This is a genomic window from Pleomorphomonas diazotrophica (assembly GCF_002844595.1).
GTDB lineage: Bacteria > Pseudomonadota > Alphaproteobacteria > Rhizobiales > Pleomorphomonadaceae > Pleomorphomonas > Pleomorphomonas diazotrophica.
The window spans coordinates 45639-60101 of the sequence record NZ_PJNW01000006.1; the positions used below are offsets into that span (position 1 = coordinate 45639).

14 protein-coding genes are annotated in these 14463 nt (G+C 67.4%); 5 read left to right on the top strand and 9 right to left on the bottom strand.

The genetic code is table 11. From position 1 onward, the window contains the following. Nucleotides 1-105: 105 nt before the first annotated feature. The gene (locus tag CXZ10_RS10175; RefSeq protein ID WP_101289054.1) at nucleotides 106-903 is read right to left on the bottom strand and encodes a sulfite exporter TauE/SafE family protein; all 798 of its coding nucleotides are present in this window, start codon (nucleotides 901-903) and stop codon (nucleotides 106-108) included. 486 nt (nucleotides 904-1389) lie between these two features. On the opposite strand from CXZ10_RS10175, the gene CXZ10_RS10180 reads away from it, so the two are divergent. The 3 genes from CXZ10_RS10180 to CXZ10_RS10190 all read left to right on the top strand — a co-directional run bounded on the left by CXZ10_RS10180 (nucleotide 1390) and on the right by CXZ10_RS10190 (nucleotide 3313). Then, a complete protein-coding gene (locus CXZ10_RS10180; RefSeq protein WP_101289055.1) occupies nucleotides 1390-1602 on the top strand; it encodes a YdcH family protein in 213 nt (70 codons plus the stop codon). Nucleotides 1603-1746: 144 nt separating this feature from the next. Next, entirely contained in the window at nucleotides 1747-2241 is a 495-nt protein-coding gene (gene purE / locus CXZ10_RS10185; protein ID WP_101289056.1) for a 5-(carboxyamino)imidazole ribonucleotide mutase, read from the top strand. Then, nucleotides 2231-3313: a 5-(carboxyamino)imidazole ribonucleotide synthase gene (locus CXZ10_RS10190; protein ID WP_101289057.1), complete on the top strand. Its 1083-nt coding sequence runs from the start codon at nucleotides 2231-2233 to the stop codon at nucleotides 3311-3313. The genes purE and CXZ10_RS10190 overlap by 11 nt, the downstream gene beginning before the upstream one ends. Before the next feature lie 17 nt (nucleotides 3314-3330). Here the strand turns inward: CXZ10_RS10190 and CXZ10_RS10195 are convergent, their stop codons facing one another. Then, nucleotides 3331-4140 carry a class II glutamine amidotransferase gene (locus CXZ10_RS10195; RefSeq protein WP_101289058.1) on the bottom strand — a complete coding sequence of 270 codons (810 nt, stop codon included), beginning with the start codon at nucleotides 4138-4140 and terminating at the stop codon, nucleotides 3331-3333. A gap of 399 nt (nucleotides 4141-4539) precedes the next feature. Between CXZ10_RS10195 and rpsU the strand changes: the two genes are divergently transcribed. Together rpsU and CXZ10_RS10205 are read left to right on the top strand one after the other, a co-directional pair. Then, on the top strand, nucleotides 4540-4767 hold the full coding sequence (gene rpsU / locus CXZ10_RS10200) for a 30S ribosomal protein S21 (RefSeq protein WP_026783967.1): 228 nt from the start codon (nucleotides 4540-4542) through the stop codon (nucleotides 4765-4767). Between the two features lie 204 nt (nucleotides 4768-4971). Further along, entirely contained in the window at nucleotides 4972-5814 is an 843-nt protein-coding gene (locus CXZ10_RS10205) for a tetratricopeptide repeat protein (protein ID WP_101289059.1), read from the top strand. Between the two features lie 96 nt (nucleotides 5815-5910). On the opposite strand, the gene CXZ10_RS10210 is transcribed toward CXZ10_RS10205, so the two are convergent. From CXZ10_RS10210 to CXZ10_RS10240, 7 genes are all read right to left on the bottom strand, one after another. Next, nucleotides 5911-6492 (bottom strand): YciI family protein, encoded by a 582-nt coding sequence (locus CXZ10_RS10210; protein ID WP_101289060.1) that lies wholly within the window; start codon nucleotides 6490-6492, stop codon nucleotides 5911-5913. A gap of 116 nt (nucleotides 6493-6608) precedes the next feature. After that, entirely contained in the window at nucleotides 6609-8531 is a 1923-nt protein-coding gene (gene ftsH, locus CXZ10_RS10215; RefSeq protein WP_101289061.1) for an ATP-dependent zinc metalloprotease FtsH, read from the bottom strand. A gap of 82 nt (nucleotides 8532-8613) precedes the next feature. Next, on the bottom strand, nucleotides 8614-9921 hold the full coding sequence (gene tilS / locus CXZ10_RS10220; protein ID WP_180335942.1) for a tRNA lysidine(34) synthetase TilS: 1308 nt from the start codon (nucleotides 9919-9921) through the stop codon (nucleotides 8614-8616). Between the two features lies 1 nt (nucleotide 9922). After that, nucleotides 9923-11053, bottom strand: coding sequence for a tol-pal system protein YbgF (ybgF, locus tag CXZ10_RS10225; RefSeq protein WP_101289063.1), 1131 nt, complete (start codon nucleotides 11051-11053; stop codon nucleotides 9923-9925). Between the two features lie 287 nt (nucleotides 11054-11340). After that, entirely contained in the window at nucleotides 11341-11847 is a 507-nt protein-coding gene (gene pal / locus CXZ10_RS10230) for a peptidoglycan-associated lipoprotein Pal (protein WP_101289064.1), read from the bottom strand. 171 nt (nucleotides 11848-12018) lie between these two features. Continuing rightward, nucleotides 12019-13335, bottom strand: a complete 1317-nt coding sequence (tolB, locus tag CXZ10_RS10235; RefSeq protein ID WP_101289065.1) for a Tol-Pal system beta propeller repeat protein TolB — start codon at nucleotides 13333-13335, stop codon at nucleotides 12019-12021. Nucleotides 13336-13419: 84 nt separating this feature from the next. After that, nucleotides 13420-14463, bottom strand: coding sequence for a hypothetical protein (locus tag CXZ10_RS10240; protein WP_101289066.1), 1044 nt, complete (start codon nucleotides 14461-14463; stop codon nucleotides 13420-13422).

A 14463-nucleotide genomic window follows, 5' to 3' on the forward strand; every position in this document is an offset into this window, starting at 1 on the left:
TCTCGGTCCGCTCCTTGGAGCATTCCGCACAAGCGTGTCCCGCAAAGGTTAGCCGCCGACCTCGGCGAAGGCGCGGCGGAACTGTGGCTCCAACGCCTAAACGCGCTAGAGGCCGAAGAGATGCATGGCGCCGTCATAAATCAGCTTCAGGCCGACGATGAGCACCGAGACCGTCAGGATCCGGTAGAACAGCCGCGCATCGATTCCTCGAACGAGCTTCACGCCGACATAGGTGGAGCCGATGGTCACCGGCGCCAGAATGGCCGACATCAGCAGGTTTTCGCCGCTGAACTGACCGAGCATGGCATAGGGGATCACCTTCATCATGTTGAGCGCACCGAAGAAGATGGCGGCCGTGCCGGCAAACAGCGTCGGGCTGAGGCGCATGGGCTGGACGTAGGTCTGGAACGGCGGACCGCCGGCATGAGCGACGAAGGAGGTGTAGCCGGTGAGCGTGCCCCAGACGGCGGCGCCGAGCGTCGACTTGCCGGTTGCCGGCGGCGCGCCAACGGTCGTGCCGGCGGCGATCTTGCGCGCGTGGGCGCGATCCAGACGCCAGATGCGGACGACGAAGGCGATGGCGAGCAGGCCGACGACCAGCCGGAGGGCATCGTCGGACACGTAGCGGGCGGTGGCCCAGCCGAGCAGCGTGCCGACGATCGCCGGCGGCATCAGGTGCCAGACGAGATCGGCGCTGAAATGCCGCCGGTAGGACCACATGGCCACCACATCCGAGATCAGCAGGATGGGCAGCATCAGTCCGGCGGCGCGGACCGGCGACACGACGAGGGCGAGGATCGGCACGGCCGCAAGGCCGAAGGCGGCACCGAGGCCGCCCTTCGACAGGCCGGTCAGCACCACGGCCGGAATGGCGGCCAGATAAAAGATCGGATCGTCGATCATCGCGTCGTCACCTGTCCCGGCGCGACAGGCGGCGGGGTTGCGCGGCGGCAGCCGGCTTGTATCGATTTGGAGGTCGAACAACGCCAATGCCCGCAAGGGCGAACCACCGGCGGGCCGGTCGGCGTGGACGGTCTCCGAGGAGGATCATGTCACCCACGCGCCACCCTCCCTGAAGGGCGCGGGAAACCGTCACTGCTTAGACATATTCTTGGAGGGCGGCAAGATGGAGAAATCGCGGTGAGAGGACGATTTTCCCGGGAAAAGCCGGGCGAACGGCATGAGACGGCTAAGTCGGGTTGTGCCGCCGAGCGGTCGCCGAGGGGCGCGTCGACGGTGACGGGCGGATAGGCGAGATCCATGGGGATCGGATCGCCTAAAGACGGGACTTTTCGGTCGTGAGCCATGAAAAGGCGGCGGGGATCTGCTAGACTGCCAGGAAATGCTGGCGCATTGCGGCCGGTGGGGATGAGGCGAAGGGTTTGCTGGATGACCGGGCAGGAAGAAGCCAATGAACAGGTGCAGCTCGAACTGGCGCGGCTTCGCCAGGAGCATCGGGATCTCGACGCGGCCATCGATGCGATGGTGTCGCTGGGAACTGCCGATTCCATCCAGATCCAACGCCTGAAGAAGCGCAAGCTGGTCCTGAAGGATCGCATCAAGCAGCTCGAAGACCAGACGGTTCCCGACATCATCGCCTGACACGCGAGTGCGAAGGCTGCATCGGGCGAGCGGTGCCCTCGGCAACTTCGCTTGAGCGCAAGAGATTTGCGCCGAAGGCTTGCCATTGCCCGGTATTTCCCCTACCGCCATGGGCGCCACGTCGCGAGCCGGGGATTTCCAGAGATGACCGATAAGCCGCCTGTCGCCATCATCATGGGCAGTCAATCTGACTGGGCCACCATGAAACACGCCGCCGACACGCTGGACGCGCTCGGCGTGCCGTACAAGGCGAGGATCGTCTCCGCCCACCGGACGCCCGATCGCATGGTTGCCTTTGCCAAGGGCGCGCGCTCCGAGGGGTTCAAGGTGATCATCGCCGGGGCGGGCGGCGCGGCGCACCTGCCGGGCATGGTGGCGGCCCTGACCCCCTTGCCGGTGCTCGGCGTTCCCGTCGAGAGCCACGCCCTCAAGGGGCAGGACAGCCTTCTCTCCATCGTGCAGATGCCCGGTGGTGTGCCGGTGGGCACGCTCGCCATCGGCAAGGCCGGCGCCATCAACGCGGCGCTGCTCGCCGCCGCCGTGCTGGCGCTGTCGGATCCGGCGCTGGCTTCCCGGCTCGACGATTTCCGCGCCCGCCAGACGGCCGCCGTTGCCGAGGTGCCCGTCGATGGCGCCTGAGATGCTTCCCCCCGGCTCGGTGATCGGCATGCTTGGCGGTGGCCAACTCGGCCGGATGATGGCGCTCGCCGCCGCCCGGCTCGGCCTTTCCGTCCACGTCTATTGCCCCGATCCTGACAGCCCGGCCTTCGAGGTGGCAAAGGCCAATACGATCGGCGCCTATGACGACGAGGCGGCGTTGGCCGCCTTCGCCGGCCGGTGCGACGTCGTCACCTACGAGTTCGAGAACGTGCCGGCCCGCGCCGCCGAGGTGATCGCCGGGCGCACCCTGCTGCGGCCCGGCGCGCTGGCGTTGGCCACCTCGCAGGATCGACTGGTCGAGAAGACCTTCCTCCGGACCGCCGGCGCCGAGGTGGCGGCCTTCGCCCCGATCGATGGAACGGCCGATATTGATGCGGCCATCGGTGTCACCGGCCTGCCGGCCATCGTCAAGACCCGACGCTTCGGCTACGACGGCAAGGGCCAGCGCAAGGTGGAGAGCCGAGAGGCGCTCGCCGCCGCGGTGGCGGAACTCGGTGGCGGCGACCTCATCCTGGAGGCGCTGGTCCCCTTCGCCCTGGAAGTGTCGGCCATCGTGGTGCGAAGCGCCACCGGCACGACAGCCGTCTACGACATCGGCGAGAACTCGCACGCCAACCATATCCTCAAGGAAACGCGGGTGCCGGCCCGGGTGGGTGCCGAGACGGCCGCCGCCGCGGCGGCGCTTGGCCGCCGCATCGCCGATGCGCTCGACTATGTCGGCGTGCTCGGCGTCGAGCTGTTCGTGATACGCGAAGGCGGCGGCGAGCGATTGGTCGTCAACGAGATCGCGCCGCGTGTCCACAACTCCGGCCACTGGACGGAGGACGGCGCGGTGACCTCGCAGTTCGAGAACCACGTGCGGGCGATCGCCGGCTGGCCGATCGGCTCGGTCGAGACCATTGCGCCGACGGTGATGGAGAACCTGATCGGCGCCGAGGCGGATGCCTGGGCCACCATCACCGCCGATCCCAGGGCGCGACTCCATCTCTACGGCAAGGCGGAAAGCCGGCCCGGCCGCAAGATGGGGCATGTCAATCGCCTGGATATCTGACGTTTGCTATCTGCCCCTCAGGCCAGCGCAACGCGCGCCCCGACCCAACGCTCGATCTCGACCTCGAAGTCGTCGAGGCGGACGCGGCCGCCCGGTTCCACCGTCAGCACCGTATTGGGCGCGACGGCGGTCCACTGATCGTGGGCGGCGTCGATCGGCTCGGACACCACGGTGATGCCGTCGTCGCCCTGCCGCCAGTAGAGGCTGGGCGGGCGGTCGTCGGAGGAATAGCGGAAGGCGTGGAGATGCTGCCCGTCGGACAGCGCGGCGGTGAGGCGCAGCGGCTCGTCGACGCCGGCCTCGATCATCGCCCGGCGCGTCTCGGCGAGCACCGAGCGCATGGCGCCGATCGGATCGGCGTCGAGGTCGTCGGCGTCGAGCAGCAGGAACAGCACCTCGGAATCGGTGGAGCCGTGGCGTTCGTGGTAGCGGGCGTCGGAGAGGCGCGCCTCCAGGCGGCGACGGATGCGGTCCCACCCGCCCACCTGTCCGTTGTGCATGAACATCCAGCGGCCGCTTGCAAAGGGGTGGCAGTTGACGCGGGTGGTCGGCGTGCCGGTGGACGCGCGCACATGGGCGAAGAACAGGGGTGATGAAATCTGGTGCGTCAAGCTCTTCAGATTGTCGTCATTCCAGGCAGGCATGGCGTCGCGGAACAGGCCCGGCTCGTCCCAGGCGCCATACCAGCCGAGGCCGAAGCCGTCGCCGTTGGTGGCGGCAAGGCATTCGGTGGCCGACTGGCTCTGATGAATGAGCGAGTGGCAGGGCTTGGAGACCAGGGTATCCAGGAAGATCGGACGACCGGAATAGGCGAGCCAACGGCACATGGTAAGGGCGATCCCCCACGCGGACGCGAACGAAAGGGCGGGTCAGACGTCCAGCCCGATTCCACCTTCGCAAATCCCATGCCGACCATCTTGGCTAAAATGCGTTAACCATGACCTACCGTCTCCATGAGACGGCTTACCTGTGGCTTTGCGGTTGCGCATGAGACGGCCGGCGGTCTCGAAGCGTACATTTTCCGCCTCGTCCAGGCGATCAGCAGTGGACAGGCCCCCGGCGATTTGCTAGAGAACCACCACTCTTGCGGCGCCTTGGCGCGCTGCGGCGGGAATTTGTCATTCCCGCGAGATCGGTTTCATCATGTCGCCTGAGACGCGAAGCCGCGGGTGGTCTGCCCCCCGGCCATATGGGTTTCACGGTGACCGACCACGGGAAGAACAGGCGTGCAGGTACTCGTTCGCGACAACAACGTCGACCAGGCTCTCAAGGCGCTGAAGAAGAAGATGCAGCGCGAAGGCATTTTCCGCGAGATGAAGCTGCGCGGCCACTACGAGAAGCCGTCGGAGAAGAAGGCTCGCGAGAAGGCCGAGGCCGTTCGCCGGTCGCGCAAGCTGGCTCGCAAGCGGGCTCAGCGCGAGGGTCTGGTGTCGGTCAAGGGCCGCACCCACTGATATACGGGCTCCGTCGCCCGATGGTGTTTGTCGAAGTCGAGGGACGGTCACGCGAGTCGACCGTCTCTTTTGTTTTGTCCGGACGTTGAAACTGTCTGGGGTGGCACGGAGTTGCTGCCGGAGAGTTTGCCGCGTGGACGACAGCGCCGAGCAAGGGTGCCCGCCGGTCCGGCTTGTCCGGTATTGCCTGAAAGGGATGGATTGATGCGGTTCATTGCGACGTCTTCGGCTCTTCGCGGCCTCACGGGCGCTCTCGCCCTCGGCCTTCTGGCGTCTGCCTGCACGTCGACCGAGCCGACGCGCGAGCCGACCTGGGTGGTCGACCCCAACGCCGGTTCGACGGCCAACATCGGCTCGCTGACCGCAGCGATCCAGCGCGATCCCCAGAATCCGGTGAACTACAATGTGCGCGGTTCGGCCTATGGCCAGGCCGGCCAGTTCCAGGCGGCGCTCGCCGACTTCACCACGGCGATCCAGCTCAACCCCGGCTTCTATCAGGCCTACAACAACCGTGCCCTGATCTATCGCCAGCTCAATCAGCCGCAGGCGGCCCTTGCCGACTACAATCAGGCGATTACGCTCAACGCCAGCTACCAGCCGGCCTATCTCGGTCGCGGCACCCTCTATCGTCAGTCCGGCCAGCTCGATTTCGCCATGTCCGACTTCGATCAGGCGGTGACGCTGAACACGTCCGACGCCAAGGCTTATTACAACAGGGCGCTGATCTATCAGGCGCGGGGCAACCATGTCCGCGCCATCGCCGATCTCGACGCCTCCATCGCGCTCGACGCCAATGCCTCCGAGCCCTACAACGCGCGCGGCCTCAGCCGCCTGCAGGTGGGCAAGGACAAGGACGCGCTGCAGGACTTTGCGGCGGCCGTCAATCGCAACAAGCAGTCGGCCGAGTTCTGGACCAACCTCGGCATCGCCCAGATCCGCACCGGCGATCCGCAGCGCGGCCGCGACTCGATCAATCGGGCCATGGTTCTGAAGCCCGGCTATGCTCCGGCGCGCGAAGCGTTGCAGATGGCAGCGGCGCAGGGCTGACATTTCTTCCCGCGATGCAGTTCGAGCGGCCGCCGACTTCGGCGGCCGTTTTGCCATGGCGCCATTGGGCCGCGCGGCTTTCCGGATCTTCCAACGTCAACGTCTGCCGCCCATCTCCCACCGATGGATTTCGTGATGTGCGATTGCCGATGAGGTGATCACCGGATCGTCCGCGACGATCTTCTCGACGTCCTCACGCGACGGCATTTGCAGCACCGCGGCGAACCCAGCCCATTCCCCTCCCTCCGGCATGCGCATGGAGCCGTAAACAACGGTCCGGCTCAGATGCCGGGCGGCAAAAGAGCGATGCATGTCGGCGATCTCGGCGATGGGCGCCCCTGCATGGGCAATCACGAGGAACATCGGGTCGTCGCTATCGGTCCGATAATCCCACATGGACCGATCGAGCAAGTTTTCCCAACGCCGGATCATCACGTCGGCATAGGCGCCTGCCGCATAGAAGGGCTCGCGATAGGCGAACACCTCGACCTCTTCAGGGATGGCCAGATCGACGATGTGGAGACTGCCGGTATGCTCTTCACCGTCGGCGCTGAGGGTCGGTCCGCGGGCCTTCAGCCGATCCGCATAGCCGTCCATAAACGACCAATGCCGCTCCAGGAGGGAGGCGAGCAGTTCGCCGGTGTCCGGCCTGTCCCGGCAGAAGACAAGGTAATCCATCCCACACACATCCCTGATCAGCTTGCGAGATCGTTCTTGCTCTGGGGAGCGGGCAAAGAAGAAGGCGCGGAACAATATGCCCCGCGCCCTTGTTTCGCTTCGTTCGTTGTCGCCGATCAGGCCGTCGGCTGCGGCGTGGCGCCATCCGGCTCCTCGCCCTTCGGGCGCGGCTTGGTCGTGGGTACCGCCGACCCGCGCGGCGGCGTCGTGTCGTCGAAGGCGTCGCGCACCGGCGGACGGCCGTTCATGATGCCGCGCAGCTCCTCGCCGGTCAGCGTCTCGAACTCCAGGAGCGCTTCGGCGATGGCGACGAACTTGTCGTGGTTCTCGGTGATGATGCGGCGGGCGTTCTGCTCGCCTTCCTCGATGTAGCGGCGGACTTCCTCGTCGATCAGCTTGGCCGTTTCGTCGGCCATGTTGGTCGACTGGCTGACCGAGTGGCCGAGGAAGACTTCCTGCTCGTTGGGCCGGTAGCGGACGCGGCCGAGCTTCTCGCTCATGCCCCATTCCATCACCATCGAGCGGGCAAGGCTGGTGGCCATCTGAATGTCGCCGGCAGCGCCAGTGGTGACCTTTTCCGGTCCGAAAGTCTGGATCTCCGCCTCGCGGCCGCCGAACAGCATGGTCAGGCGGGCAACTGCCTTCTCATAGGTCCAGTTATAGCGGTCGTTCTCCGGCAAGGTCATGACCATGCCGAGTGCGCGGCCGCGGGGGATGATGGTCGCCTTGTGGATCGGGTCGATGGTCTTGTCGAGCATCAGGGCGATGATGGCGTGGCCGGCCTCGTGATAGGCGGTATTGCGCTTCTCCTCCGGCGTCATGGCCAGCGACTTGCGCTCGGCGCCCATCATCACCTTGTCCTTGGCGTCCTCGAACTCGGTCATGGTGACGATGCGCTTGTTGCGGCGGGCAGCCAGCAAAGCAGCCTCGTTGACGAGGTTCATCAGGTCGGCGCCGGAGAATCCGGGCGTGCCGCGCGCCAGCACCTTGAGGTCAACGTCGGGCGCCATCGGCACCTTGCGCACGTGAACCTTCAGGATCTTCTCGCGGCCGTTGACGTCGGGATTCGGCACGGTGATCTGGCGATCGAAGCGGCCGGGACGCAGCAGGGCGGGGTCGAGGACGTCGGGGCGGTTGGTGGCGGCGATGATGATGACGCCTTCGTTCTGCTCGAAGCCGTCCATCTCCACTAGCAACTGGTTCAGCGTCTGCTCGCGCTCGTCGTTGCCGCCGCCGAGGCCGGCGCCGCGATGACGGCCGACCGCGTCGATCTCGTCGATGAAGATGATGCAGGGCGCATTCTTCTTGGCCTGCTCGAACATGTCGCGGACGCGCGAGGCGCCGACGCCGACGAACATTTCGACGAAGTCCGAACCGGAAATGGTGAAGAAGGGGACGTTGGCCTCGCCGGCGACAGCGCGGGCGGTCAGCGTCTTACCGGTGCCCGGAGGGCCGACCAGCAGCACGCCGCGCGGAATGCGACCGCCGAGCCGCTGGAACTTCTGCGGGTCGCGCAGGAACTCGACGACCTCCTGCAGGTCTTCCTTGGCCTCGTCGATGCCGGCGACGTCGTCGAAGGTGACGCGGCCGTGCGCCTCGGTCAGGAGCTTGGCCTTCGACTTGCCGAAGCCCATGGCCTTGCCGCCGGCGCCGCCTTGCATCTGCCGCATGAAGAAGATCCAGAGGCCGAGCAGGATCAGCATCGGCAGCCAGTTGAGCAGCGTGCCGATCAGCGAGATGCTCTCGGTGGGCGGACGGGCGACAATGGTGACGCCGGCCTTGGTCAGCTCGCCGATGTAGTCCGCGTTGTAAGGTGCATAGGTCTGGAAGGTCGCCCCGTTCTGCATGTGACCGGTGATCGTCTGGTTGACGATGGTCACGTCGCGCACGGCGCCCTGATCGACGTTCTTGAGGAAGTCCGAGAAGGCCACGTCGTTGCCGGGCTGGCGCGTGTCCGAACCCTGGAACAGCTGGAAGAGAGCGACCAGCAGCAGCAGGATGATGACCCAGAGTGCGAAATTTCGGAAGTTTGCGTTCATCGTCGACCTTTGAGGCGCATCGCGCGATGCGGAAGGGACCGGGGAGAGCGGGGCCGGCCCTCATCACCCTAGCCATGTCGGGTTAAGATAGGTTGTCGGTGTCGCCTTGCCAAGCCACGGACCGGCAATCCTCGCTTGCGGCGGACGATTGCGGGCCGATCGGCCGGATTGTGATGGTCAACCGCGCCGGCAGATCGCCGCCGTCGGCGGCACTGACGGCGGGAAGGCTGGCGGCGGCGGCGGCCGGCATGTCGCCATAGCGTTCGCCCGGGCAACGCGGGGCGATGCGCAAGGGATGACCGCCCGAACCGGCGATCGTCACCACGAACCGGTTGTCCCAGAGATGATCGCCGTCGGCGTCGACGACGAGCTCGGGGAAGCCGCTGCGGCCAGCTTCGGCATAGAGCCAGAGCCGGTCGGAGCGCAGGTGCAGCACGACGCCGGCCATGGTGGCGCGCCGGGGGGCGGTGCCGGCGCGGAAGGCGGCGTGCCAGCTTTCGGGGGCGTCGGCGCGCGGCGGATAGTCCGACGGACGGATGGCTCGGATCAGCCGAACCATCAGGCGGAGGCCGATCTCGTCGGGCGCCGCGGCGAGCGCCGCCGTGTCGATCGACCAGACGCCGCCGTGGTTGACAGCCGTCTCGCGGGCGAGGGCGTCGGTGGCCGATTGCAGCGCCGCTTCGGCGCGGGCCATGCGCCGGGCGGTGCCGGCAAGGCGATCGGCGGTGAGCCCGAGTTCGGCGAGGGCGGGCAGCGCCTTGCGGATGCGGACGCGGGTGTAGCGGTCCGAGGCGTTGGACGGGTCGTTGACAAAGGGTATGCCGGCCTCCTCGAGGAGGGCCAGGAGGTCAGCCTTGGCAACGCCGAGCAGCGGGCGAAGGAAACGGACGCCGTCGATCGCCCGCTCGGCCGGCATGCCGGCGAGGCCGGCGACGCCCGAGCCACGGGCGAGATGCATCAGCAGCGTTTCGGCCTGGTCGTCCTGGGTATGGGCGAGGAGCACGGCGTTGAGGCTGTGCCGGCGGGCGGCGTCGACAAGAAGACGGTAGCGGGCAGCGCGCGCTTCGGCCTGGATGTCGCTCACGGGCGGCGGGCCGTCGTGCCGCCAGACCAGCTTTTCCGCCGGGTGGCCGAGCCGGGCGGCGAGATCCAGCACCGCGTCGGCCTCGCGGGCGGATTCCGGTCTGAGACCATGGTCGACGGTCAGCACATGAAGCACGGGCGCTGCCGGGTTCTCGCGCTTCCAGCGATCGAAGAGAATGAGCAGGGCCGTCGAATCCGGCCCGCCGGAGACGGCGATGCCGACGCGGCAAAGACCCGCGAACGGAGCAAACAATCGGGCTCGCGACGCCGCCGTGATGAGGTCGGACGAGGCGACGCAGACGGTCATGTCAGCTGCAGCCGAGCTTCTGCTTCTGCGTGGCGACGCGCGAGACGAGGCCGGACTGGGCCTTGGGGAACTTCTTGGCCAGTTCGCCATAGGTGGCGCAGGCGGCGCTGGTCTCGCCGAGACCTTCCAGCGACAGGCCCAGCTTGAACAGGCTGTCGGGCGCCTTCTGGCTGGTCGGGTGGTTCTTGTAGGTGGCGAGATAGGAGGTGGCGGCGTCGCGATACTGATGGCGTGAGAAGTAGCTCTCGCCGAGCCAATATTGGGCATCGGCGGCACGCGGGTCGCCCGGGAAGTCGGTGAGGAACTTCTTGAAGCCGGTCTCCGCCGCCGCATAGTCGCCGCTGACGATGGAGGAATAGGCGCGGTCGTAGTCAGCACCGGGGTCGACGGTGGTCGGCGCCACCGCCGCCATCTGTTGCTGCTCGCCGACCGCGGCGGGCGGCGGGGCCAGCGTGCCGGGGGCGGCCAGATCCTGGCTGGCAGCGGCGGCGAGGCCGCCGGAGGTGTCGATCGCCGAGTTATCGGGGGTGAAGTCGCCGCGGGCGATTGCCGAAAGATCGAGCGGCCCGCCGACGGCGCTAGTCGACGGCGCGGCGGTCCCGGCCATCACACCGGGAAGCGTACCGAGCGGAGCCGGAGGCGCGCCGAGCGTTGCGTCGGCCGGCGGCGGCGTGGCGGCGACCGTGCCGGGCGCGTCGATGGCGAAACCGGCCTGCAGCGCCTGGCCGTTGCCGACGGAATCCATCGGCACTTCAGCGGCGGTCGCCGGGTTGACGGCCGGGGCGGCGGCCGGCGGGGCGATGTCGGAGCGCTTCTGGCCCTTGCCGCCCTCAAGTTCGCGCAGACGGAACTCGTTGTCCTCCTGGGCGCGCTTCAAAAGATTCTGCAACTGCTCGATCTGGTGCGTCAGCTCGTCGATGCGGCCGTTGAGCGAGCGCATCTGCTGCTCGACGTTGTCGAGGCGCACGGCCTGCTGTGCGGCGTCCTGCTGGCCGGGAATGGAGGCCGGCGGCACCGGATCAGACCCGAACAGGCCGGCAGAGGCCGGCGCGGCGGACAACAGCGTCAGCGCGGCGAAGGCCAGCGCGGCGGAACGGAAGCGGCTCGGCGGACGAAAGAGACGGCTGGTCATCAGCGCAGTTATCCCAGGCAATTCTGGCGGACGCCTCCCATGCGGCCGGTGATCCGCCGGCCGGAGAACGCCCTCATCGAAGACAGGACCATGATGCCGTGGCCGACGCAACCCCGACGACGGCGGCGGACGGACTTTCGGACAGCATAGCGGTCGCTCCGGCCCCTCCGCCGGCACTAAAGCCCCGGACTTCGGCGTTATTGCGGCCGTAACACGAAAATCCCGGACTCCCACGCGGGAATCCGGGACGATCGTGCCTGGGGTGTGGCGGCGTCGGCGAACTGAGGTCAGCCGCCGGTGTTCAGCACAGTGACGGCACGGCGGTTCTGCGCCCAGCAGCTATCCTGATCGCAAAGGGCAACCGGGCGTTCCTTGCCGTAGGAGATGGTGCGGACGCGGGTGGCGGGAATGCCACGGGCGACGAGGAAGTCCTGGGCGGCCTTGGCGCGGCGCGCGCCGAGGGCGAGGTTGTACTCGCGGGTGCCGCGCTCGTCCGCGTGACCCTCGACAGTGACCGTGTACTGCGGATAGAGCGCCAGCCACTGGGCCTGACGGCCGAGGATGGACTGGGCCTCGGTGTTGATCGAGGACGAATCGGTGTCGAAGAACACGCGGTCACCGACGTTGACCACGAAGTCCTGGGCGCTGCCCGGCGTCGCGGCGCCGGCGCCACCGGCACCGCCGGCAAGCTGGCCATCGAGTTCGCTCGGGCTCTTGGCGCAGGCGGCGGCGAGAAGGGCGAGGCCGAGCGCGAGCGCTCCGCGGCGGCTGAAAAGTCTGGTGGCTGTCGTCATGATACCGGTAATCCTCGGATACGTGCTGACCGGATGTTTCGAGAGTCTTGGTAAACGGCTTTGGTTAAACACAGGTTCAAATACGTGGTTAACGAAGCACTAAATCTCGGGTTCGCGGCCTTTTGATGGTAAACGCAGCGCCGGAGGGATGTCCGGCGCCGCCCGATTCCGTCACTTGAGCAGGGGCGACCAGGCAGGGTCGGACGCGAAGTTCGGCGTCGGGATCTTCTGCTCGTTGCGGCCGGTGAGGTCGACCGACCAGAGCTGCGGGCCGCCGTTCGGGCCACCCGCGTCGCGGAAGAACATGATGACTCGGCCGTTGGGCGCCCAGGTCGGACCTTCGTTGTGGAAGCCCTCGGTGAGAATGCGCTCGCCCGAGCCGTCCGGCTTCATCACGCCGATGGCAAAGCCGCCGCCCGACTGGCGGGTGAAGGCGATGAGGTCGCCGCGCGGGCTCCACACCGGCGTGCCGTAGCGGCCGTTGCCGAAGGAGATGCGGGTGGCCGCGCCGCCGCCGGCGCTCATCACGTAGAGCTGCTGGTTGCCGCCGCGATCGCTCTCGAAGACGATACGCGAACCGTCGGGCGAGTAGGAGGGCGAGGTATCGATGGCCGCCGCGTCGGTCAGGCGAGCCGGCGAGCCGCCGATCGGCATGGCGTAGATGTTGGCGTTGCCGTTCTGCTCAAGGCTCATCACCACCGAGCCGCCGTCGGGTGAGAAGCGGGGCGAGAAGGTCATGTTCGGGAAGTTGCCGACCAGCGACCGCTGGCCGTTCTCGATGTTGAGCAGGTAGACGCGCGGCTCGCTGGCCCCGAAGGACATGTAGGTGACCTGCTGCGAGGTCGGCGAGAAGCGCGGCGTCAGCACGAGATCCTTGCCATTGGTGAGGTAGCGGACGTTGGCGCCGTCCTGATCCATCAGGGCGAGGCGCTTGACGCGGTTGCCCTTGGGGCCGCTCTCGTCGACGAAGACGATGCGGGTGTCGAAATAGCCCTTCTCGCCGGTCAGCCGCTCGTAGATGGCGTCGGCGATGATGTGGGCGATGCGGCGCCAGTTCTCCGGCGTGGTGAAATACTGCTGGCCGGCGAGTTGGGTGCCGCCGAACACGTCCCACAGGCGAAAGTCGGCCTGAAGACGGCCATCCGCAGCGCGAACGATGCCGCCCGAGACGAGGGCCTGGGCGTTGATCACCCGCCAGTTCTGGAAGTTCGGCACCGCGTTGGGGTCGGTGATGCGGTCGACGAAGGAGGCCTGATTCAGCACCTGGAACAGGCCGGAGCGCTGCAGGTCGGCGGCAATGACGCCGGCCATCTGCTGGCCGACGGCAGCCGTGTCGCCGCTGCCCACGAAGTTCGGGATGGCGATCGGCAGCGGCTGGACGTTGCCGCCGTTGATGTTGATGGTGATCTCGGCGCTGGACGGCGCCGCCGCGGCGACCGCGGCGAGGGCCGTCAGCGCGGCGAAGAGAGTGCGGACCAGTTTTCGCATCCTTAGGTGCTCCCAAACGGATGGTCCGGACATACCCCGATCGGGCGATGTGGCAGTCCGGCTCGACTTTCTTGTCTCGCCGCGTCAGTAGGACGACGGCGGGGTGAAATTCATGTTCACGACCTGCCAGTTGTCGAACTTGTCCTTCGGCAGGAAGGGGTAGGGCGCGCAGCGCTGGACGGCGCGCACGGCCGCCTCGGCGACCGCCTGACCGGCAGGCCCGTCGGGAACGGCCTTGATCTCGGGCGGCCCGGCGAGATCGCCGTCGATGGTGAAGGTCACGCGCAGCGGCACGACCATTTGGTCGACACCCTCGGCGCCGACCGGCGGATTGAAGCAGGCGGTCACGGCGGCGGTCAGCGCGTCGAGCTCGCTCTGGCTCATCTCGGCGACCGGGCCGGTGCGGTTTTCCGAGCCGAGCGAGGCCTCCTTGTCGGACTCGCGCCCGCCGCCGCCTGACGGATCGACCTTGTTGAGGAGCGCCGCCATCTCGTTGGGATCGAACTCCTCGCTCTTGGAGTCCTTCTGCGTCTGCTTGGGCTTTTCCTTGACGGGCTTGGCTGGCGTCTTGTCGGGGGCGTCGGCGGTGTCCTCGGTCGGCGTCGGGGCCGGCGGTTTGGGCTTCACCGGCGGCAGCTTGGGCGGCACCGGCGACGGCTTGTCCGCTTCCTTGATCTTGTCGGCGATCTCGCCGGTATCCGCCTTGGGCGCCTCTTCCAGCGCCGCCGTTTTCGTCTCTTCCGGCTTTTCGGCCGGCGGCGGCGTCTCGGCCGGCTTGGGCGGAGCGGCCTTGGGCGGCGGTGGCGGCGGCGCTTCGGCTGTCTTGGCGGCGGCGGTGTCGGTCGCCTTTTCGGTGATCGGCGTCGACTGGTCGTTCTTGGCGGCGCCGACCCGCGGCGAATCGGGGCGCGGCGTCGGCGTCTTCACCTTGGCCTGCGAGGCATTGTTGGACTTCGGCGCGGTCTTGCTGCCCTCGGCGATCTGCGACAGGTCGGAGATCGGCACGAGGTCGACCGGCAGCGCGTCCACCGGCGCGGCGTCAAACGGCTTCGCGCCGGAAAAGGAGGCAAATCCCCAGGCGAAAAGCAGGACGTGACCGATGACGGATGTCGTGAGACCTATGCGCAT

What these genes read in the sequence shown, in the direction of transcription:
- CXZ10_RS10210 (WP_101289060.1), bottom strand. Translation starts at nt 6,492, where the DNA reads ATGGATTACCTTGTCTTCTGCCGGGACAGGCCGGACACCGGCGAACTG.
- pal (WP_101289064.1), bottom strand. Translation starts at nt 11,847, where the DNA reads ATGACGACAGCCACCAGACTTTTCAGCCGCCGCGGAGCGCTCGCGCTC.
- purE (WP_101289056.1), top strand. Translation starts at nt 1,747, where the DNA reads ATGACCGATAAGCCGCCTGTCGCCATCATCATGGGCAGTCAATCTGAC.
- tolB (WP_101289065.1), bottom strand. Translation starts at nt 13,335, where the DNA reads ATGCGAAAACTGGTCCGCACTCTCTTCGCCGCGCTGACGGCCCTCGCC.
- CXZ10_RS10195 (WP_101289058.1), bottom strand. Translation starts at nt 4,140, where the DNA reads ATGTGCCGTTGGCTCGCCTATTCCGGTCGTCCGATCTTCCTGGATACC.
- CXZ10_RS10175 (WP_101289054.1), bottom strand. Translation starts at nt 903, where the DNA reads ATGATCGACGATCCGATCTTTTATCTGGCCGCCATTCCGGCCGTGGTG.
- CXZ10_RS10190 (WP_101289057.1), top strand. Translation starts at nt 2,231, where the DNA reads ATGGCGCCTGAGATGCTTCCCCCCGGCTCGGTGATCGGCATGCTTGGC.
- ybgF (WP_101289063.1), bottom strand. Translation starts at nt 11,053, where the DNA reads ATGACCAGCCGTCTCTTTCGTCCGCCGAGCCGCTTCCGTTCCGCCGCG.
- tilS (WP_180335942.1), bottom strand. Translation starts at nt 9,921, where the DNA reads ATGACCGTCTGCGTCGCCTCGTCCGACCTCATCACGGCGGCGTCGCGA.
- ftsH (WP_101289061.1), bottom strand. Translation starts at nt 8,531, where the DNA reads ATGAACGCAAACTTCCGAAATTTCGCACTCTGGGTCATCATCCTGCTG.
- CXZ10_RS10205 (WP_101289059.1), top strand. Translation starts at nt 4,972, where the DNA reads ATGCGGTTCATTGCGACGTCTTCGGCTCTTCGCGGCCTCACGGGCGCT.
- CXZ10_RS10240 (WP_101289066.1), bottom strand. Translation starts at nt 14,463, where the DNA reads ATGCGCATAGGTCTCACGACATCCGTCATCGGTCACGTCCTGCTTTTC.
- CXZ10_RS10180 (WP_101289055.1), top strand. Translation starts at nt 1,390, where the DNA reads ATGACCGGGCAGGAAGAAGCCAATGAACAGGTGCAGCTCGAACTGGCG.